At 60.3% G+C, this 14,294-nt stretch carries 16 protein-coding genes; 7 read left to right on the top strand and 9 right to left on the bottom strand.

Translation table 11 applies throughout. The features are described 5' to 3' along the window. Positions 1 to 329, top strand: a 329-nt coding sequence (locus AWT75_RS19240) for a LysR substrate-binding domain-containing protein (RefSeq protein WP_239689669.1), incomplete at its 5' end; no start/stop codon positions are given. A gap of 129 nt (positions 330 to 458) precedes the next feature. Further along, positions 459 to 1,163, top strand: a complete 705-nt coding sequence (locus AWT75_RS19235; RefSeq protein WP_062791254.1) for a glutathione S-transferase N-terminal domain-containing protein — start codon at positions 459 to 461, stop codon at positions 1,161 to 1,163. Between the two features lie 42 nt (positions 1,164 to 1,205). Here the strand turns inward: AWT75_RS19235 and AWT75_RS19230 are convergent, their stop codons facing one another. Together AWT75_RS19230 and AWT75_RS19225 are read right to left on the bottom strand one after the other, a co-directional pair. Next, the gene (locus tag AWT75_RS19230; protein WP_045845264.1) at positions 1,206 to 1,448 is read right to left on the bottom strand and encodes a GlsB/YeaQ/YmgE family stress response membrane protein; all 243 of its coding nucleotides are present in this window, start codon (positions 1,446 to 1,448) and stop codon (positions 1,206 to 1,208) included. Between the two features lie 143 nt (positions 1,449 to 1,591). Next, entirely contained in the window at positions 1,592 to 2,326 is a 735-nt protein-coding gene (locus AWT75_RS19225) for a peptidylprolyl isomerase (protein ID WP_062791252.1), read from the bottom strand. 254 nt (positions 2,327 to 2,580) lie between these two features. On the opposite strand from AWT75_RS19225, the gene AWT75_RS19220 reads away from it, so the two are divergent. Continuing rightward, positions 2,581 to 3,882, top strand: a complete 1,302-nt coding sequence (locus AWT75_RS19220; RefSeq protein ID WP_161937782.1) for a ferredoxin reductase family protein — start codon at positions 2,581 to 2,583, stop codon at positions 3,880 to 3,882. A gap of 13 nt (positions 3,883 to 3,895) precedes the next feature. On the opposite strand, the gene AWT75_RS19215 is transcribed toward AWT75_RS19220, so the two are convergent. The 3 genes from AWT75_RS19215 to coaBC all read right to left on the bottom strand — a co-directional run bounded on the left by AWT75_RS19215 (position 3,896) and on the right by coaBC (position 6,735). Beyond that, the gene (locus AWT75_RS19215; protein WP_082696212.1) at positions 3,896 to 4,939 is read right to left on the bottom strand and encodes a GGDEF domain-containing protein; all 1,044 of its coding nucleotides are present in this window, start codon (positions 4,937 to 4,939) and stop codon (positions 3,896 to 3,898) included. An 86-nt stretch (positions 4,940 to 5,025) separates the two neighbouring features. Next, entirely contained in the window at positions 5,026 to 5,478 is a 453-nt protein-coding gene (gene dut / locus AWT75_RS19210; RefSeq protein WP_062791246.1) for a dUTP diphosphatase, read from the bottom strand. Positions 5,479 to 5,556: 78 nt separating this feature from the next. Continuing rightward, on the bottom strand, positions 5,557 to 6,735 hold the full coding sequence (gene coaBC, locus AWT75_RS19205; RefSeq protein ID WP_062791244.1) for a bifunctional phosphopantothenoylcysteine decarboxylase/phosphopantothenate--cysteine ligase CoaBC: 1,179 nt from the start codon (positions 6,733 to 6,735) through the stop codon (positions 5,557 to 5,559). Between the two features lie 170 nt (positions 6,736 to 6,905). On the opposite strand from coaBC, the gene radC reads away from it, so the two are divergent. From radC to AWT75_RS19190, 3 genes are all read left to right on the top strand, one after another. Further along, on the top strand, positions 6,906 to 7,580 hold the full coding sequence (radC, locus tag AWT75_RS19200) for a RadC family protein (protein WP_045845259.1): 675 nt from the start codon (positions 6,906 to 6,908) through the stop codon (positions 7,578 to 7,580). Between the two features lie 119 nt (positions 7,581 to 7,699). Continuing rightward, positions 7,700 to 7,951: a hypothetical protein gene (locus tag AWT75_RS19195; protein WP_045845258.1), complete on the top strand. Its 252-nt coding sequence runs from the start codon at positions 7,700 to 7,702 to the stop codon at positions 7,949 to 7,951. A 155-nt stretch (positions 7,952 to 8,106) separates the two neighbouring features. Beyond that, a complete protein-coding gene (locus AWT75_RS19190; RefSeq protein ID WP_045845257.1) occupies positions 8,107 to 8,481 on the top strand; it encodes an oxidoreductase in 375 nt (124 codons plus the stop codon). 77 nt (positions 8,482 to 8,558) lie between these two features. Here the strand turns inward: AWT75_RS19190 and AWT75_RS19185 are convergent, their stop codons facing one another. The 4 genes from AWT75_RS19185 to AWT75_RS19170 all read right to left on the bottom strand — a co-directional run bounded on the left by AWT75_RS19185 (position 8,559) and on the right by AWT75_RS19170 (position 13,521). After that, a complete protein-coding gene (locus AWT75_RS19185; protein WP_062791242.1) occupies positions 8,559 to 9,167 on the bottom strand; it encodes a 3'-5' exonuclease in 609 nt (202 codons plus the stop codon). Then, positions 9,167 to 10,972, bottom strand: a complete 1,806-nt coding sequence (locus tag AWT75_RS19180) for a putative nucleotidyltransferase substrate binding domain-containing protein (RefSeq protein ID WP_062791240.1) — start codon at positions 10,970 to 10,972, stop codon at positions 9,167 to 9,169. The genes AWT75_RS19185 and AWT75_RS19180 overlap by 1 nt, the downstream gene beginning before the upstream one ends. 137 nt (positions 10,973 to 11,109) lie before the next feature. Further along, positions 11,110 to 11,886 carry a class II glutamine amidotransferase gene (locus tag AWT75_RS19175; protein WP_062791238.1) on the bottom strand — a complete coding sequence of 259 codons (777 nt, stop codon included), beginning with the start codon at positions 11,884 to 11,886 and terminating at the stop codon, positions 11,110 to 11,112. A 177-nt stretch (positions 11,887 to 12,063) separates the two neighbouring features. Continuing rightward, positions 12,064 to 13,521, bottom strand: a complete 1,458-nt coding sequence (locus AWT75_RS19170; RefSeq protein ID WP_045845253.1) for an aminotransferase-like domain-containing protein — start codon at positions 13,519 to 13,521, stop codon at positions 12,064 to 12,066. 240 nt (positions 13,522 to 13,761) lie between these two features. On the opposite strand from AWT75_RS19170, the gene AWT75_RS19165 reads away from it, so the two are divergent. Beyond that, positions 13,762 to 14,294, top strand: a 533-nt coding sequence (locus AWT75_RS19165) for a LysE family translocator (protein WP_062791236.1), incomplete at its 3' end; no start/stop codon positions are given.

The raw sequence follows: 14,294 nt of genomic DNA, 5'->3' as shown, positions 1-14,294 counted from the left end.
CGCTGGCCGGCCTCGCCAGCGTCAGCCGCGAGCAACTGGCCGCCGAGCGCGAGCTGCGGCTCAACACCTACTACGGCCCACCCAGCGCCACGCTCAGTGCGCGTTGCTGGTCTGCCCCCAGCTACCTGCTGCTGCTGGAAATGACGCGACTGGGTTTTGGCTGGTCCGAGCTGCCCAGCTGGCTGGCCATCAACTTTGGCGGGGATGAACTGACCGAGCTGAAAGTGGCCGGCTGGCCCAAGGCGGTGCAGGTGGATCTGGTGTGGTCGCAAGCGCGCCAGCCCGGCCGGGCGGCCTCCTGGGTGCTGGCGCAGTTGATGGGTGTTTGATCAGCCAGCAAAACACTGCGTTCTGCCGATTGTTCTTGTTGCACCCGGCTTTGCCCATACTATGCAACAACGCTGGTTTACTTTCGCAATCCTCCGGTCAGCCCGGCTGACCCTTAGCAAGGCGCACTCATGACTGATTTGTCCTCTTTCGCCATTACCGGCAAATGGCCGGCGCAACATCCGGACCGTCTGCAACTGTATTCGCTGCCCACGCCCAATGGTGTGAAGGTGTCCATCATGCTGGAGGAGTGCGGCCTGCCGTATGAGGCGCATCTGGTCAGCTTTGAAACCAACGACCAGTTCAGTCCGGCGTTCCTGTCACTCAATCCGAACAACAAGATTCCGGCCATCCTCGACCCCAACGGGCCGGATGGCAAGCCGCTGGCCTTGTTCGAATCCGGCGCCATCCTGCTGTATCTGGCGGAGAAGACCGGCAAGTTCCTGCCTGCTGACGCGGCGCTGCGTTATGAAACCATCCAGTGGCTGATGTTCCAGATGGGCGGGGTGGGGCCGATGTTTGGCCAGCTGGGTTTCTTCCACAAATTTGCCGGCAAGGATATCGAGGACAAGCGTCCGCGTGACCGTTATGTGGCGGAATCGCGCCGCTTGCTGGGTGTGCTGGATGCCCGCCTGAAAGGGCGACGCTGGATCATGGGTGATGAATACACCATTGCCGACATGGCCATCCTGCCCTGGGTACGCAATCTGGTGCAGTTTTATGGTGCGGGCGAGCTGGTGGGCTATGCCGATTTTGTCGAAGTACAGCGTGTGCTGGAGGCCTTTGTTGACCGTCCGGCGGTGCAGGCCGGGCTGAACCAGCCGCCGCGTGCCTGATGCTGCATGGCGGGCTGGCAGCCAGCCGGCCCGCTTGTGGCTTTATATCCGCTTGAGCAGGCGTACTACCAGCAGCAGTGCACTGGCTCCGGCGGTGGCCATGATGATGTGGCCCAGCATGCCGTGGACGCTCAGGCCCAGCACACCAAACAGATAGCCACCGATATAGGCGCCGATGATGCCGATCAGCATGTCGCCCAGCAGTCCGAAGCCTTCTCCCTTGATCAGCAAACCTGCCAGCCAGCCGGCGACAACGCCGACAATCAAGAACCAGAACAAGTGCATGGCCGTGTCCTTCTGTTACCGGAGCGCTGTTAACGCTTTCCGTTTTGTTTGAAACAGTTTTCTGTTTTTGTTTAATTGCCTGGTAAAACAAAGCCGGGCAAGCCCGGCTTTGTCTGCATGCAGCTAAATGCGAGGCCGCTGCCTTACAGGGCAGGCATGCTGTAGCCTTCGATCTTGGCGGCTTGTACCAGGCCAGCCAGGTATTCGTGCATGGCTTTGTTGCCGGCCATCTGGGTCAGGTATTGCTGCAGACGCTGCTTGATGTCGTCAAAGCTGATCTGGCCGCCCTGATTGCGCTCGTTCACCTGGATGATGTGGTAGCCAAACTGGGTTTGTACCAGATTCGGGGTGATCTGGCCGGCTTCGGTGCTGAATACCGCTTGTTCGAATTCCGGCACCATCTGGCCACGACCGAACTGGCCCAGGCTGCCGCCTTGCTGGCCGGACGGGCAGGTGGAGTGCTCACGGGCCAGGTCGGCAAAGCGGGACGGGTTGGCTTGTACTTCGGCCAGCACGCCTTCAGCCTTGGATTTGGCCAGCATATTGCCCAGTTCGTCACCGCCACCCAGCGGGAACAGGATGTGGCTGGCCACGGCGGATTCGCCGCTGGCAAAGCGTTCCGGGTATTCGTCGTAGAAGGCGCGGCAGGTGGCTTCGTCCACCGGCTCTACCTGGATTTCCTTTTCCAGCAGGGCGCCAATGGCGGCATTCGGGTTGGCAGCGTCCAGGCCTTCGGCCTTGGCTTTTTGCAGCAGCAGTTCACGCAGCACCAGTTCCTGGATGGTGGCATCGCGCGGGTTGGGCGCATCTGTGTGGTTTTCCTGTTCTGCTTGCACCATGGCTTCAGTGATTTCGACGCCGTTTACGGTAATGGCCATGAGATTTTCCTGTTCGGGGAGAGTAAGTGAGACGCTGCAAAGTATACGGCGCGCTAAAAGTGGGAATTAAATGGGGCCGCCGGGGTGGATGTCAATAGCGCTGCATGGTAGGGGGCCGGTTTTGCGCTGATTTGCGAACATTTGTTAAGACAGCTGGCCCGATTATCAATCAGCAACATTTCCGGCTGCGGGCGACAACACTGCGACATGCCTGCTTAGTTAAATGTCCTGAATCTTATTTTCGGGGCGATATCGTGAAATCATTCCGCTGGACAGACTATCCGCTGGCGTCGGCCATGTTGCTGACGGCACTGGCTTTCGTGCTGTGTCACGCGCTTTATATTCCCTGGCCGGACAATTATTTTGCCTGGCGGCATGAGCTGATGCTGCTGAGCGGCGTGGAGCTGATCATGCTGATGTCGCTGGGCATGCTGCTGGGCATCCGCCCCTTGTGGCTGGAAAAGCTGTGGGGTGGTCTGGACAAGCTGTATCGCCTGCACCGTCGGCTGGGGATTGCTGCCGGCCTGATGCTGGCAGGCCACTGGTTGCTGGACTTGTCGCCGCGCTGGTTGATGCAGCTGGGCTGGCTTGCTCCGCGCCACAAGCCGTTTCATCCGCATGTGTTTTCCTGGACCGGTCTGGCCAAACAGGTGGGGGAATGGGCAGCCTGGGTGATTCTGGGCCTGGTGATCATTGCCTTGCTGCGCATGGTGCCGTATGGCTTCTGGCGCAAATTGCACCGGCTGTTTGCCCCGGTCTACCTGATGGGGGTGTTTCACAGCGTCATCCTTACTCCGCAGGCCTTCTGGTGGACGCCGCTGGGTTGGGGCCTGGCCATTGCCATGCTGGCTGGTGTATTTGCCGGCCTGGCTTCGTTACAGGGTAAAACCGGCAGTCTGCAACGTCATGCAGGCAGCATCACTGCGCTGCGCCCCCTGCCGGGCAATATGCTGGAGGTGAGCTGCCTGCTGCCGCGCTGGCCTGGGCATCAGGCCGGGCAGTTTGCCTTGCTGCGACTGGATGCAAAAGAAGGGACTCACCCCTTCACCATTGCGTCGGCCTGGCCAGGTCATGGCGAGCTGCGTTTTGTCATCAAGGCACTGGGCGACTACACATCCAGCCTGGCCGGTCGCTTGCAAGTGGGGATGGCTGTCGAGGTGGAAGGGCCGTATGGCGGCTTTACCGGTGCGGTGGATGGACGGCCACTGGAAGGCCCGCAAGTGTGGGTGGCCGGTGGTGTGGGCGTGACGCCGTTTCTGGCCTGGTTGCAGGCCGCCTGGCGGCCACTGACGGTGCCGGTCGATTTCTACTACTGTGTGCGCCATGCGGCAGAAGCTGCGGCGCTGGAAGAAATACGCACGGCATGCCGCCAGCTGGGTATCCGTCTGCATGTACTGGAAAGTGACAAAGGACAACGCTTGCAGGCTGATGCCTTGCCCGCGGCCAGTGATGTCTGGTTTTGTGGTCCGGAAGGCCTGGGGCGCAGCTTGCAGCAGCAACTGGCCGCACGTGCCGTACCGCCGCGCTTTCACCACGAGGCATTTTCGCTGCGCTAAGGCTGTATTGGTGTCAGAACAGGTCGATGTCGCCGCTGGCGACTTCGGCTTCGCTCACCATACCCTGTTGTTGCAGGGCTTCAAACTGGTTTGCCTGATTGCGGCCATGGGATTTGGAGTGGTACAGCGCCTTGTCGGCACGTTCTATCAACTGGGCTGGCACCATGCAGCTGCCCAGTCTGGTAAAGCCGATGCTGACTGTGACCTGGCCGACTTGCGGAAAGGGCTGAGTGGCAATGCGGGTGCAAAAACCTTCCAGAATGGCCTGTGCCTTTTCATCACTGACCGCGCTGAACAGGATGGCGAATTCTTCGCCGCCATAGCGGAACAGGCCGTCATCTTCGCCAAAGAACTGCTGCATGCGTTGCGCCAGCATCAGCAATACTTCGTCACCAATGATGTGGCCGTAGGTATCGTTCACTTGCTTGAAATGGTCGATGTCCAGCAAGGCCAGATACGGCAACCGTGGCGTGCCGGCCTGCTGCTGGGCAACCCTGGCAAACAGCTGGTTGTCAAACTTGCGGCGGTTGAAAAGCCCGGTGAGGGTGTCACTGTCCGAGGCGTGCAGCAGGTTGAGAAAGTTTTCATGGATGCGTGCCAGCGCCAGCAGCAGGGTGTGATCCACCTGCACCCCTTCATGCGGTGTGATCATCAGTACCGCCACCACCTGATTGGCCTGATACAGCGGCAGGCACAGGCCGGTATCGGTGGAGTAGACGTCCTGGCGTTCATCCTGTTGCAACAGGATGCGCAGCATTTTGCTGCCGGGCAGGGTCCATGGCTGGTTTTGCTGGGGTAGCTCGTCCAGGCTGTCCAGCTGGATGCGCCACCAGGGATGGCCGTCAATCCAGCGGCAGTTGTACAACGCTACCGTGCAGTCCTTCAGCAGCTCGCGCAAGGTGGTGAGCAGGCTGATTTCCAGCGTACGGCGTTCCCGCTGGGCGGTCAGCGCCACCAGGCTGTCGAGGATGTCCGGCAAGGGTTGGGCGGATGGCATGTTCGGTGTACGAGTGCTACGCATGTCCTGTGAGGCAATGTCTGCTGCGCTGGGGTTCATTCATGACAAATGCTGTCCCAGTATAGATATCCCAAGCGGTTTATGCCATGAAGAAGGCCGGTCAGAGTCTGACCGGCCTTGATCCATCAACTGCGGCCGGTACTGCCAAAGCCGCCTTCGCCACGTTCGGACTGGTCGAAGTCATCCACCAGATTGAACTGCACCTGAACCACCGGCACGATGATCATCTGGGCAATGCGTTCCAGCGGAGTCAGGTGGAAGGCGGTGTGGCCCCGGTTCCATACCGAAACGAAGAGCTGGCCCTGGTAGTCGGAGTCGATCAGGCCGACCAGATTGCCCAGCACGATGCCATGCTTGTGGCCCAGGCCGGAGCGCGGCAGGATCATGGCGGCCAGTTTGGGGTCGGCAATGTGAATGGCCATGCCGGTGGGCACCAGTTGGGTTTCACCCGGTGCAATCAGCAAGTCCTTGTCAATGGCAGCCCTGAGGTCCAGGCCGGCAGAACCGGGTGTGGCGTAATCGGGCAGGTTGTCGTGCAGGCGCGGGTCCAGCACTTTGACGTCTACAACAGGTTTCATGATGGTATTCCTGCGAATCAAATGGGCAGGCAGGCCGCGCGGGCCTGCCTTGGGGCAAGGTCGGATTGTGGTTGCGACTTAACGGGGCAGCAGACGGGTCAGATGCTCGACAATGGCCCGGGCCACGGCGGGCTTGGGCATGTCCGGCAGCGCATGGGCTCCGGCATCGTCCAGCAGCACAACCTGGTTGCTGTCCGCACCCATGGCGTGTTGCGCCAGATTGGCCACCAGCAGCGGCAGCCGCTTTTTCTTGCGTTTGCTTTCGGCAAATTCCAGCAGGTTCTGGCTTTCGGCGGCAAAGCCGACACAGAACGGTGCGGCGGGCAGGCTGGCTACCGTGGCCAGGATGTCCGGGTTTTCTTCCAGTTCGATCACTGGCAGGCCTGCGCCTTTCTTGATCTTGTGTTCCGAGCGGTTTTTCACCCGGTAGTCAGCCACCGCAGCCACACTGATGAAAATGTCCGCGGCGCCGACAGTCTGCATCACGCTATCGTGCATTTGCCGTGCGCTGTCCACATTGATGCGGGTCATGCCCTGTGGTGCGGGCATGCCGGTGGGGCCGGAAATCAGCGTTACGTCGGCACCGGCGTCGCGGCAGGCGCGTGCCAGTGCATAGCCCATTTTACCGGAGCTGATATTGGTGATGCCACGCACGGTGTCGATGGCTTCATACGTGGGGCCGGCGGTCAGCACCACTTTTTTGCCGGCCAGGGTTTTGGCTACAAAAAAGCCTTCCAGCATTTCGGCAAGTGCTTCCGGCTCCAGCATGCGTCCTTCGCCCACTTCGCCGCAGGCTTGTTCACCGCTGTCCGGTCCCCAAACCGACACCCCGTCTGCCTTCAGCTGGGCGACATTGCGCTGGGTGGGCGGGTTTTGCCACATCTGGCGGTTCATTGCCGGAGCGACGATCAGCGGACAGGTGCGGGCGGCGGCCAGGGTGGAAATCAGGTCATCACTCACGCCGTGGGCCAGCTTGAACAGCAGGTTGGTGCTGGCCGGGGCAATCAGGAAGGCATCCGCCCGGCGCGACAGTTCGATATGCGCCATCGCATTGTCCGGTCGCGGATCCCACAGGTCGGTGTAAACCGCGTGGCCGGACAGGGCCTGAAAAGTGACCGGGGTGACAAAGCGGGTGGCGGACTCGGTCATCACCACTTCCACCGTATGACCGGCCTTGACCAGCAGGCGGGTGAGTTCGGCTGCTTTGTAGGCGGCAATGCCGCCGCTCACACCTAGCAGGATGCGTCGGGCTGTCATGGCTGTCTTGAAGGAGTGTGCAATAAAGAGCGCATTTTAACGGAAATCGGCCAAGGTCGCGCAGCGCTTTGCAACTGGTCCTTGGCCAGCACAGAGAAGTACCGCGACATGGATATGATGTTTGCTCACTGCGTGCAAACAGGCTATAGCCAAAGTAAGGAAGATGATTGATGTCCATTAATGATTGGCCGCTGGCAGAACGGCCGCGCGAAAAACTGCTGGCCCGTGGCGCTGCTGCGCTATCCGATGCCGAGTTGCTGGCCATCTTCCTGCGCACCGGCATCAAGGGAATGACGGCGGTGGACATGGCCAGGCATTTGCTGGCCGAGTTTGGCTCCCTAGCCGCGCTGCTCAATTGTGATCTGGCAGCGTTTGAGCGCTGTCCCGGACTGGGAGCGGCAAAATATGCCCAGTTGATGGCCAGCAAGGAACTGGCGCGCCGCGCACTGGCCGAAGAAATGAACCTTAGTGATGCGCTGAGCAGCCCGGATGCAGTCAAGGACTATCTGCGCTGGGTGATAGGCAGGCGTGATATCGAAGTGTTTGTGGTGCTGTTCCTCACTGCGCAGCACCGGGTGATTACAGTGGAGGAGGTGGCTAGCGGTACCTTGACTGAAACCAGGGTCTACCCGCGTGAAGTGGCGCGTCGCTGTCTGCAGCACAATGCGGCTGCGGTAATTGTGGCGCACAACCACCCGTCCGGGGTGGCAGAACCTTCGGCGGCAGACCGTGCGCTGACCGGCAGCCTCACGCAAACCCTTGCCCTGGTGGACTGCCGTTTGCTTGATCATTTTGTGGTAACGGGCAGCCAGGCGGTGTCGTTCGCCGAACGTGGCTGGCTGTGATGAAGGGTGCGTACTGATGCTGCATCGGCCTGACAGTGCTGTGGCGGCAAACGGTTGCATCACTGCAGGTGACTGTCGGCTGTGACCTTGTCTCTCAACTGCATTACACGGAGGCTGCCATGAACATCCTGCGCTTGCTCAATGAGTCTGATTACATTCAGGTCAACAACCAGTTCATCAAACCCGATCAACACGGCGCATCGGAAGAATTTGCCGACGAAGACGACATCGTGCTGGAAGCGCATGTCGATGGCCAGGACCTAGTCCTGACGCTGGGTGAGCTGGAAGACGCCACGCCGCTGGCTGATGGTGGATTCTGGCTGGAAGGCGTGGGCTATCTGCGTTTTCTGTCACGGCAGAGCCTGCACTGAGTCTGCTGGCCGTGTGCATGTCGGTTTGGGATGCCAAGGGTTTTCCTGCCGTGTGCCAGCTGTTTGATTTGTCTCAAATCCGGGTTCGAAGTCAGCTGCTAGAGTATGCGCTCTTATTCTAAGGGCATAATCAGCTGCCTGGCTTCGAGGGTGAAATGGAAAAATACCGAATCGGCATGATTGGCGCAGGTGTCACTGGCACTCCTTTGTTGCGGCAATTGCTGGATGCGCCGTTTGTTGAGATGGTGGGTGTGGCTGATCTGGATCTGCGTCTGCCCGGTATCGCGCTGGCGCGCGAGCGCGGTGTTCCGGTGACCAGCAACTTCATCGAGATTGCTGAACAGGGCGATCAGGTGGATATCATCATTGATGTCACCGGTTCGCGTAAGGTGCGGGAAGATTTGCGTCGTTTCATGCAGTTTTCCGGTAATAGCCATACTGTGATCGTGCATGAGCGCATCGCCTTGCTGATGATGTCACTGGGCGCTGGCACGCAGGTGGAAACCCAGCACGAGGAAATGGGCTACTGAGCCTGCGCTTACAGCAGGCATGCAAGACAAACCCGGCTTCGGCCGGGTTTTTTGCATTTCACGGCATAAGGGGCTTGTCAGCCAAAACCGCGCTGTTTCAAGGCCAGGTACAGCATGCCGGCGGTAATGGCGTCGTTCAGCGCGTCGTGACGCGGCAGGGCCGGTACTTGCAGGTCGGCAATCAGCTCGGCCAGCCGCAGGTCGATGTAGGCACCGGGGTTTTGCTTGAACTTGTAGTCGTAATAGCGGCCGGAGACTTCGATCTGCCGGTTGGGCAGGCTGATGCCGGTGATGCCGCGCACATACTTGTTGAGCACGGCCACATCGTATTCCAGGTAATAGCCCACCAGTGGCCGCCCGCCGATGAAGTCCAGCAATTGCCGCACCGCGTCGTCAGCATCCAGACCTTCCGACACATCCATGGGCCGCAGCCCGTGAATGCTGATATTGCGGCTTTCCAGCTTGCGCGTGGGTTTGACCAGCACATAAAAAGACTGGCTGGACAGGATGCGGTTGCCGCGCAGCTTCACCGCGCCAATCGACAACAGCTCGGCTTCCTGCACTTTCAGGCTGGTGGTTTCGCAGTCCACGCTCACTACTTCCTGCGTGTCGTCGACAAACAGGCTGGCATAGCGCGGGTCTTTCAGCATGCGGCGCTGCCACTGGCGTTTGAGATTGCCCAGCATCAGAAGCTCCCCAGGCGGAAGTGATGACGCAGCTGGGTGCGGAATTTCTTCACCACCGCCAGTGCATCTTTCAGCAGGTCGCGTTCCAGTGTGGAGAGTTGGTCCGGTTCAATCTGGTTGCCCGGCAGTTTGCCCAGCGACAGCTGCTGCAAACCCTGGCTCAGTTTGAGCGTAAGCAGGAAGGACAGCGATTCGGCAATTTCAATGGCCAGCTCCTTGTCCAGATGACCGGCTTCGGCCAGTGCGTGCAGCCGGTCGAAGGTGTTGCACTGGCTGATTCCGTGTTCCAGTGAGAGTGAACGCACGCCATGCACCAGCGGGAAAATGCCGCCTTTTTTCAGGTCCAGCATGGCCTTGCCGTTACGCTCCTTGGTCAACAAGTGAGAGAACAAGCCCAAAGGGGTGTCGAACTGTTCGATGGCGCGGGCAAAGCGGGAGAAAAAGCTGGCATCGTCGCGCAATTGTTGCAGCAAATAGGCATGGCTGCGTTCCAGCAGGCTGGCATCGCCGGCGACGGCTTCGGCATCCACGTAAATGGCCAGGTTCATCAGCGCGGCACCATCCGGCTGGTACACCCATTGGTGAATCTGCTGTTGCAGCTGGCTTTCGGTCAGCCGCCAGGCGGCATTGTTGACCATGATCTGGCCCTGGCAGGGCGGGTAGCCAAAACGGGCCAGTGCGGCAGAAAAGGCTTCGCAGATGGCGGGCAGCTCCGGGTGGTTGAAGCCGTTGCGCAGGATCAGCGCATTGTCCTGATCGGTCTTGAGAATCTGCTCGCCACGTCCTTCCGAACCCATTACCAGCAGACAGCTGTTGTCCTGCACTTCTGCCGGGGCCAATAGCTGCCAGGTGCGGGAGAACAGCCGGGCATTGAGCGTTTGCACCAGCCGTCCCAGTTGCGGCGCTTTCACACCGTGGCTGAACAGGATTTGCACCAGACGGGTGATCTGCCCGGCGATTTCCGCCAGCTCGTCCAGGGTGTCGGCGCGCTCCAGCCGCTGGGCAATCAGGTGCGAGTGGTTGGAGAAGTAGGACAGGATGTCCACCTGCGACAAAATGCCGATGGCCTGGCCATTGTCGGTGACCACCAGGCGGCGGATATTGCGCCGGGTCATGATCAGCAGGGCGTTGAACAGAAAGTCACCCACATCGACGGTCAGCAGTTCGAAGCGGCACAGCGTGGCCAGTGGCGTGCTGCCGGGGACTTCGTTGAGCACGATGTCGCGAAAATCGGTGGTGGTGAAAATACCCAGCTTGCCGTCATGGCGTACCAGTACCGATTTGACCTTCTTGTCCTTCATCACCCGCGCCGCTTCGCGCACGCTGGTGCTGCCGTCCACGAATACCGGGGTGCGGCTGCCGACGTCCCGCACTGTGGCGGTGAGCAGGGTTTGCAGTTCGCGGTTGCCCGCGCGCTGCGCCATGCTGCCGAATTTTTCCGACACGCTGGCATAAAAGTACGCACCAAAACGCGGGTTCTGTTCGGTCAATGCCAGCACCACGTCGCGTGGCAGGGTGTAGAGCAGGGCTTCTTCATGCACCACAAAGCGGTGTGGCGTCTGCCCGGCCACCATGGCGCGGGCGTCGAAGGTATCGCGTTCGCGGTAGAGGGTGATGACTTCGTCGCCTGCCATTTCACGCACGCTGCCCTTGAGCACCACGTACAGGGCATCCACCTTGTCGCTGGGGCCAAGCAGGCATTCTTCCTCGGCAAAAAACTGGATGTCGGCGTGTTTTTCCAGCGTTTGCTGTTCGCTGGGCGTCAGGGTGTCGAAGGGCGGATGGCTGAAGTCAAAACGGCTCATGATGTCTCTCCGGTGGCGCTATTGTTATCCATCTTGCAGAAGTGGCCTTTCAAACAGCATAACGCGGAAAGGACGGGCCGCAAACGAAAAAGCCGTTTCCACTGGAAACGGCCGAGTATTGCGATAAACCCTTGTCTTCAGTTGCCGCTGGTCAGCAGCGGTGCGCCGTCACGAAACAGCAATAGCTGGCCGGGCAGTAGCTGGGTCCAGCTTTCGTTGTCGGTCAACGGCTGGGTGGCTACCACGGCCACGCGGTCGTACGGCGTGGTGACGGTGGAAAAATCCACGGTGACATCGTCGTCCACCAGATGGGCCTTGTTGAAAGGCGCCTGGCGGATGATGTAGTGCAGATTGGTGGCGCAGTGGGCAAACAGTACTTCGCCATTGCTCAGCATGAAGTTGAACACGCCATGCTGGCGGATTTCGGCCGCCAGCCGGTCGATTTCGGCAAACAGCTCATCCAGCTGCGGCGCGCTGCACCACTTGCTGCGCAATTGCTCCAGCAGGTAGCAAAAGGCGCGTTCCGAGTCGGTGGTGCCCACCGGGTTGAAGTGACAGCCGGCTTCGGGCTGGAAGGTTTTCAGGTCGCCATTGTGGGCGAAAATCCAGTACTGACCCCACATCTCGCGCATGAAGGGGTGGGTATTGGCCAGATTCACCTCGCCCTGGGTGGCCTTGCGGATGTGGGCGATGACGTTTTGCGACTTGATCGGGTAATTGCGTACCAGATGGGCGACGGCGGATTCCACCGAGGGCTTGTCGTCCAGAAAGATGCGGCAACCCTTGCCTTCAAAAAAGGCAATGCCCCAGCCATCGGCATGGTGGTCGGTGAGGCCGCCACGGCGGTGGAAGCCTTCAAAGGAAAACAGGATGTCGGTGGGGGTGTTGCAATTCATGCCTAATAGCTGGCACATGGGGTCATCACTCGCTGCTATGGGGTGTTTCGGGGGTGTCGGCCGGGCTGTCCTGACGTCCGGGGTGTTCCGAGCATAGTCGATTCATCCCGCAGCGACAATTGTCCGACACCGGGCCGGGCAGCTTAGCCATGCGGTGGGCAACAGGCTCTGATCAGGATCAGACATGCCGAGGGTTCACTCCCCCAGTGTCACCAGGCCGTTTTCTCCCAGGTTGGCCCCCATGTCGGAAGCCAGCTCGCCCACTCGCACCAGCGCCCGCTCGTAGGCTTCGTTCCACGGATAGCAGCAGGACAGCCGCAGGCAGTTGCGGTAGCGGCCACGTGCCGAATACATCACCCCGGGCACCACGGTAATGCGTTCGGCCAGCGCGGCGTGAAACAGCTCCAGCGTATCCACCCCGGCGGGCAGTTCCACCCACAGCAGGCAGCCGCCGGAGGGCAGGGTGGCGCGGGTACCTTGGGGAAAGCGGCTGGCCACCGTGCCACGCAGTCGTTCCATCTGGCTCATGAAATGGCGGCGGATCAGCCGCAGGTGATGGTCGTAACCGCCGCTTTCCAGATATTCGGCCAGGGTTTCTTCCAGCAGCCGTGGCTGCCCCAGCGAGCTGGCGCATTTCAGTTGCAATACTTCGCGGGCAAAGCGCCCGGCGGCAATCCAGCCAATGCGAAAGCCCGGTGCCAGTGTCTTGCTATAGCTCGAACACAGCAGCACCCAGCCATCGCGGTCGAAGGCCTTTACCGCATCCGGTGTCTGGCTGCCGTAGTGCAGGTCGGCGTGTGGTGCATCCTCGATCAGCGGGATGCGGTAGTCGTTGACCAGTTGCGCCAGTCGGCGCTTGGCTTCCGGCGGCATGGTGCTGCCCAGCGGATTGTGCACGGTGGGCATGGCCACGATGGCTTGCAGCCGCTTTTCCGACAGCAGCAATTCCAGTGCATCCAGCGACAGCCCGCTATTGGGGTGAGTGGGAATCTCGATCACCGACAGGCCCAGGCTTTTGAGCAAGGGCAGCAAGTAAAAATAGGTGGGTGATTCCAGCCCCACCGTATCACCCGGCTTGCACACGGCGCGCAAGGCTAGTTGCAGCGCTTCGGAGCAGCCATTGGTGATGACGATATCGTCCGGTGCCAGCACACAGCCCCAGCTGACGGCGCGCTGGGCAATCTGGCGGCGCAAGCGGGCCGAGCCGGGCGGGAAGGGGTAGTCGGTGGTCAGCTCCGGTTGCTGGCGCAGCAAGCGCCCCATGATGTGCTTGAAGCGGTTGGTAGGGTAGAAGTCGCTGCCGCGCGGGCTAGCCAGGGACAGGTCGATGAAATCAGCTGACGTCTGTACTCGCATTACCGCTTCGATATGGTCCACCACTTCGCCGGTGGGGGCGGCTTCGCTCTGGCGGCGCATGCGTGGCAAGGGCAGGCTGGCAGCGGCTTTGACATAAAAGCCGGATTGCGGCCGCGCTTCGATGAAGCCGCGGTCTTCCAGCGTGCGGTAGGCCAGCAGGATGGTGGACGGGCTGACCTTGTGGATGTCACAGGCCTTGCGGACAGAAGGCAGCCGTTCGCCAGCCTGCATTACGCCGTTCTGGATCAGCGTGATCCATTCATTGACCAGCTGCTGGTAGAGCGGCTCCTGATTCATGGTGCATTCCTTGGGCGGCGGACGGCTGTCCGGCACAGTTTTTGGCAAAGTGGACCATAACAGTTTGGAGATTGTATAACTGTTATGGTTTCAATTGTATTTTTCTGAATCTGTTATTGTCCAGTCGCTTTACGTACCATGACAGCATCAAAAACATGGTGCGGTGGCAGGGTTTGCCTGTCGGGCCACAAGCCGGATTACGGCAAGCCTGTCCACCGCCAGCACTGCCCTGGAGTTGTCATGAATCTTGTTGCCCTGGTCACCTATCTGCTGGTGATGTCCATCACCCCCGGCCCCAACAACCTGGTGCTGGCCTCGTCCGGCGTCAATTACGGTTTCAGCCGCACGCTGCCGGCCTTGCTGGGCATGGCACTGGGACTGGCCGTGCAGATCGGCCTGATGACGGTATTCCTGGGGCAGGTGGCAGGGCTGATCAGCAGCGTGCAGCTGTATCTGGCACTGGCCGGTTGCAGTTACCTGTTGTGGCTGTCCTGGGGCATGGCGCGGGCAGGTGCGGTGGACAAGGCTGATGGCGCGACAGCGCCGATGGGCTTTTCTGGTGGCTTGCTGTTCAACTGGCTCAACCCCAAGGTGTGGCTGATGGGTTTCAATATCGCTGTGGTGTTCTTGCCCAAGCATATGGACCCGCTGGCTGCCGGCCTGTTGTTTGCCCTCATCACCTTTGCTGTGGGCCTGCCCTGCATTGCGCTGTGGGCGGGCAGTGGCGTGGCCATCCGCCGCTGGCTGGCCTCGCCGCGCGCTTGCGCGCCTTC

It is taken from the genome of Aquitalea pelogenes, from assembly GCF_001515305.1.
GTDB classification, from domain to species: domain Bacteria; phylum Pseudomonadota; class Gammaproteobacteria; order Burkholderiales; family Chromobacteriaceae; genus Aquitalea; species Aquitalea pelogenes.
The sequence above is the reverse complement of the archived record's forward strand: the minus strand, read 5'-3'. Positions and strand labels throughout refer to the sequence as shown.